7 protein-coding genes are annotated in these 4300 nt (G+C 59.3%); 4 read left to right on the top strand and 3 right to left on the bottom strand.

Annotation, left to right across the window (positions count from 1 at the left end; all coding sequences use genetic code 11):
- Nucleotides 1-236 (top strand): transposase (locus PHD22_RS16505; protein WP_299869419.1); only part of this gene is annotated, 236 nt, incomplete at its 5' end.
- Nucleotides 237-403: 167 nt separating this feature from the next.
- Complete coding sequence (locus PHD22_RS16500; RefSeq protein ID WP_299869414.1) at nt 404-1108, top strand: hypothetical protein; 705 nt, start codon at nt 404-406, stop codon at nt 1106-1108.
- Between the two features lie 134 nt (nt 1109-1242).
- Here PHD22_RS16500 and PHD22_RS16495 read toward each other — a convergent pair whose 3' ends face one another.
- The 3 genes from PHD22_RS16495 to PHD22_RS16485 all read right to left on the bottom strand — a co-directional run bounded on the left by PHD22_RS16495 (nt 1243) and on the right by PHD22_RS16485 (nt 2696).
- Complete coding sequence (locus tag PHD22_RS16495) at nt 1243-1764, bottom strand: GNAT family N-acetyltransferase (protein ID WP_299869410.1); 522 nt, start codon at nt 1762-1764, stop codon at nt 1243-1245.
- Nucleotides 1761-2042, bottom strand: coding sequence for a DUF1778 domain-containing protein (locus PHD22_RS16490; protein ID WP_299869406.1), 282 nt, complete (start codon nt 2040-2042; stop codon nt 1761-1763). The genes PHD22_RS16495 and PHD22_RS16490 overlap by 4 nt, the downstream gene beginning before the upstream one ends.
- A 75-nt stretch (nt 2043-2117) precedes the next feature.
- A complete protein-coding gene (locus PHD22_RS16485) occupies nt 2118-2696 on the bottom strand; it encodes a hypothetical protein (protein WP_299869403.1) in 579 nt (192 codons plus the stop codon).
- A 383-nt stretch (nt 2697-3079) separates the two neighbouring features.
- Between PHD22_RS16485 and PHD22_RS16480 the strand changes: the two genes are divergently transcribed.
- Nucleotides 3080-3274: a hypothetical protein gene (locus PHD22_RS16480; RefSeq protein ID WP_299869400.1), complete on the top strand. Its 195-nt coding sequence runs from the start codon at nt 3080-3082 to the stop codon at nt 3272-3274.
- A gap of 180 nt (nt 3275-3454) precedes the next feature.
- On the top strand, nt 3455-3973 hold the full coding sequence (locus PHD22_RS16475; protein WP_299869398.1) for a hypothetical protein: 519 nt from the start codon (nt 3455-3457) through the stop codon (nt 3971-3973).
- The last annotated feature ends 327 nt before the right edge of the window (nt 3974-4300 follow it).

Genomic DNA, 4300 nt, shown 5'->3' with positions numbered 1-4300 from the left:
AGCGCAAGGGCCAACGCAACAAACCCTTGTCCGACTGTCAGCAGCGGCGCAACAAGCGCATCGCCAGGACGCGCGCGCGGGTCGAGCATGTGTTCGGGGCCATCGACCAGATGGGCGGCAAGCTGCTGCGCACCGTCGGCCAGGCACGGGCGAACTTTGCGATGACGATGATGGCAGCCTGCTACAACCTGAAGCGGCTGGTTTATTTCCAGAAGGCGGGAATCAAGGCTTTCTGACGCCCGAAATGGGCCGAATCGCCTCTGCCGGAGGCGATTCGAGGCAAAACGGGGCTGCGCTGGCGAAGAAAGCGGTGATCTGCCGAAGAAATTGAACCGAATTCGGTCGCGATCATCGTTGCGCGGCGGGGTTTGCTGGAAACCTCGGGTTATTCGAGGTGCCCTGGTTGCTTTATAACGAAACCCGGCGGGAGCTCGTATTCCTGGAGCTCAAGACTGATGGCGGCAGTTTTTCTGCTGATCAGGCAATGATATATCTTCAGAACAAAATGAAGGTGATGGAAGAGGGCGCGGCATTCCTGCTCGAGGATCTGTCGACAATCGAAGCCGCTTCAAAGTCACAGAAATATGCCTCCATCCGGGAAATGATCGAAACACGCTTTCCCGGTGCGGAAGAGGCGCTGGCTGCTTGTCACACCCTTCGGGTGATTTATCTTGTACCAGCGGCGATGAAAGAGAGTTCGCTGCACCTCAGCCGGATGGACGAAGCGCTATCTTTCGGCGAGCTCGCGAGCGAAATCGGCGGACGCTTTGCCGAGGAATGGAGAGTGATCCACACTGCGCTCCAGCAACTCGACCAGGCTGGCAGCCTCAAGCAAAAAGCCAAGAATTCCGGCGGAGCTGCAGAGAACTACCAGGGGCGCCTCGACTTCGAGCGTATCCAGGCGCTCTGCCGGGATCAAGGCGCGCAAGTTGTCGTGGGCTTCGAAGGTGGAGAGGCAGTGCTCAAGGCAGCAGGGCGTGAGTATCTGCAAAAGCGTGTGTTCAAGTGGGACAACGTAACCGGAGGCTCGGGGATCAAGCAATCCGCCAACTGGATCCAAGGCGACCGGTTCATCGAGATTGTCGAGCAGATCGTAGCCGCTCAGTGAGCTGAGCTATAAAGCGCAATTGAAGCAGCGCTGGGGAGGCGCGGCAATGAGTGACCTGTCCCCCGTGTGCCTCGCCCTGCACGCGGAATGAAAGCGTGCGCGCTATCCAGTTTCCGGCTTGAACCGCGCGCAGATTAGTGTGGCTCGTTGCCCCTTTTCTGCGACGCCTGCGCGGTTGCGAGCGGGAGAAACAGCGTCAATGGCGTGTCTGGCAGCGGGATGAAGCCATGGTGTCGGTAGAAGGCAGCGGCCGTGCCATCCTTGGCATCCACCATCAGGGCGTAGGCCGCAATCTCCGACCGGATTGCCCGCTCAAGGGCATCGGCAAGAAGCGCACCGCCCAAGCCCTGCCCGGTGAAGGCTTCATCGACCGCCAGGCGGCCCATGCGAACGGCCGGCACGGTCGGGTAGCGGGGCAGCTTCTTGCCGACTCCGGGGGGCAGATCGGCCAGCAGCAGACTTGCCGACGCGAGGGTGTAGTAGCCTGCGATGCGCTGCTCACCAGTCAGCGCAACGAAACACGCCGCGACGCGGCGCCGGATGTCTTGAGTGACTTGCTCTCGCAGATACCGGTCGAGCGCAGCGGAACCGCAGCGGAATTCATCGCGAACATGGGCGGCATCGAGCGGCGCGACGCGGAAGGGTGCTCCGCTCATTCGGCCTGCAGGAGCTTGCGACGGCGCTCAAAGGCACGATCCAGGGCCGGAGCGGACTGGGGCGGCGACAGCAGCGCCTGAGCAAAGCACTCCTGATCTGCCAGCGAAAGCCGGACGACCTCAGCCTGCTCAATGGCGCGTTGGGCGGCGTCTTGTACGGCGGCAACCACGAAATCGGTCATGGTTCGCCCCTGCAACTCGGCGGCGCGCTTGAGCATCGCGTGAAGGTCGGTGCTGATTCTGGCTTCAAGCCGGGCGGTGGTGTTGGCTGCGGGCATGGGGTTGTTTCTCCTTTGGAAAAATTATACGGCAGATTGCCGTACGCTTCATCTGTCGGCGCTACTCTCATCCCATCAGCGGCCATTGTCCAACTCCCGTCGTAGGGGTGTATAGCCGCCAAAGTTGGAGCCCCTATGGGGATGAGCGTGGCCCGTGCGCGCCTTCCGGCCTTTCTTGCCCTTATGAATGACGACGGGCGGCGTGGCGGTGATTGAGCTCGACGTGATGCTGTCGGTGGTAGTCATGATGGTCTTGATCTGCTTGGTGGGAAGTTCAAAGGGCTCGCCCGCCTCGGCCAGAACGGCGTCCTTCCAGGCGGCCCAGTCGCCGGAGCGCACGCTCAGGTGTGCCCCTTCGGGCGCCGAGGTCAGCAGCCCTTCATGCCTGAGGAGTGCCAGCAGGAAGCCCGGATCATTGGCCGACTTGCCGCTCGGGAATGCCGGCTTCAGCGTCTTGGCCGGAAAGGCCTGATCCTCGGCGAGGTGGGCGAGCGCCGCCTCGATGCCGGTGAAGGGCACGGCGACGCGGGAGTAGTAGCCGGTGCTGCTGTTGCCGGTGACAAGGAAGTAGGCCTCCGTCGCATCCGCGTCCTTCAGGATCGCGTAGCTGAGGGTGCCGGTGCGGATGCACAGGTAGGTGATCGGGTCGGACATGAAGGTCTCCGTCGCTCAAAAGAGAAAGGCCCCTGATCCGCGAAGATCAGGGGCCTTTGAGAAGGTCGATGTGACGCGTGCGCGTCAGCGCTCGACGTGGATACGCAGTTCCAGCTCGAAATCGAGGGTGTCGGGCAGCGTCAGGTCGGGCAGGTGCTCAAGTAGGGTGCGTAGCATGGTGGAAGTCCTCGTGGTGGTCAGGATGGAAGCGGAGGCCGGCACGGCATCGCGCGGGTCTCTCGAGGACATGATATGCAGGAATGCCCAGGGCTCTGACGGCCTGGGCATTCCCCCTCCCCGTCTGCCCGCACGTGTCGTCAGATGCGAACGCAAGTGCGAACAACCGGATAGCTACCGTCGTCACCGTCCATCAGGAGTCATTCATGCCCGTCCGCGCCCTTCAGCCCACCCGCTGGCTTGCCCAGCGGCTGGGACTCTCGGTTTCCACCATCGAGCGCCTGCGCGCCCGCGGTGACCGCAACCTGCCACCCCATGTCCTCATCGGCCCGCAGACGATCCGCTACGACGAGGCGGTGGTCGAGGCGCGCCTGGTTTCCCCGGCGACGGGGTCCAGCTGATTGATCACGATGCGAGAAGGCGCCTTTCCCCTTTTGGGAAAGGCGCCTTCTGAGCGGTTGTACGCGGAGTACTGGAACTAATTGGTTTTCTAGAATTTCAAGATGTTCTTGAATATGTTGAACTTCAATATATTCATGTGTAGGATACATCCTCATAGTGATGCCTTGAGGAGATATGACATGAACGACCTGATGCCTTCCCTGGTTAGCAGTCTCGATGAAGCAAAGTCCGGCATTCGTCGGTTTCAGGACGAGTTGAACGTGTTGCCTGGAGTTGTCGATTTACTTTCATCGTTTCAAAGTTGGTACGCGATTGCTGACAAGGACGGGAGAATCCTGTTCGGGCCATCCAAATTCATTGGTTACGATGGCTTAACTGCGGAGCGCTATCGTGAGGTTAACAAATGGACCGACGGCCGAATTACTGAAGCACTTCTCGGACGCTGGTTCAGTCAACCGGATACAACCGCAGAACAGGTACTCATCAATGAATTGTCTCGCCTGCTTAATCGTTTTGGAAAAAAGCCGAACAAGCGCGTACGCATTTCTACTGTAAATGGTGTTGGATTGATTCCTGGTAATGGGGCACAAGAAACGATCCAGGGTCCTAGTCCTGTTGACGCATTATTGGTTTTGTATCGTTTATTGAATGGCGATGACCAGAAAGAATTCCGTCGGCGGATTAACCGGGAAACTTAACTGGGCATTTACAGCCCCGTAAGCTGGAAGACCCCGACAAGGCCTCCAACTTTCACTGTTGGGGTGTAGTAGTGAATGGACGACAGGTTGATTCCAAAGAATATCCAGACGCGATTCAGGTTGCCCCCGATGTTATTGAGAAGGGCACGGGAAGACTGATCGCAAGACGCACTGTGCATGAAGCAGCAGTTCGGGGGCCTAACCCATACCGTTCTACACATCTCATCCTGCATTTCCTGACTCGATAAGAGGTAAGGCTTGAATCACCGTGCGGATCTTCTGCAGCCCGAGCCAGATGCTCTTGACGCCCGGCTCGCCGTCGCCCTT

It is taken from the genome of Zoogloea sp. (assembly GCF_028693495.1).
GTDB lineage: Bacteria > Pseudomonadota > Gammaproteobacteria > Burkholderiales > Rhodocyclaceae > Zoogloea.
Note: the sequence above shows the minus strand (reverse complement) of the source record. Positions and strands in the feature narration are given on the sequence as shown.

What these genes read in the sequence shown, in the direction of transcription:
- PHD22_RS16495 (WP_299869410.1), bottom strand. Translation starts at nt 1,764, where the DNA reads ATGAGCGGAGCACCCTTCCGCGTCGCGCCGCTCGATGCCGCCCATGTT.
- PHD22_RS16490 (WP_299869406.1), bottom strand. Translation starts at nt 2,042, where the DNA reads ATGCCCGCAGCCAACACCACCGCCCGGCTTGAAGCCAGAATCAGCACC.
- PHD22_RS16480 (WP_299869400.1), top strand. Translation starts at nt 3,080, where the DNA reads ATGCCCGTCCGCGCCCTTCAGCCCACCCGCTGGCTTGCCCAGCGGCTG.
- PHD22_RS16475 (WP_299869398.1), top strand. Translation starts at nt 3,455, where the DNA reads ATGAACGACCTGATGCCTTCCCTGGTTAGCAGTCTCGATGAAGCAAAG.
- PHD22_RS16485 (WP_299869403.1), bottom strand. Translation starts at nt 2,696, where the DNA reads ATGTCCGACCCGATCACCTACCTGTGCATCCGCACCGGCACCCTCAGC.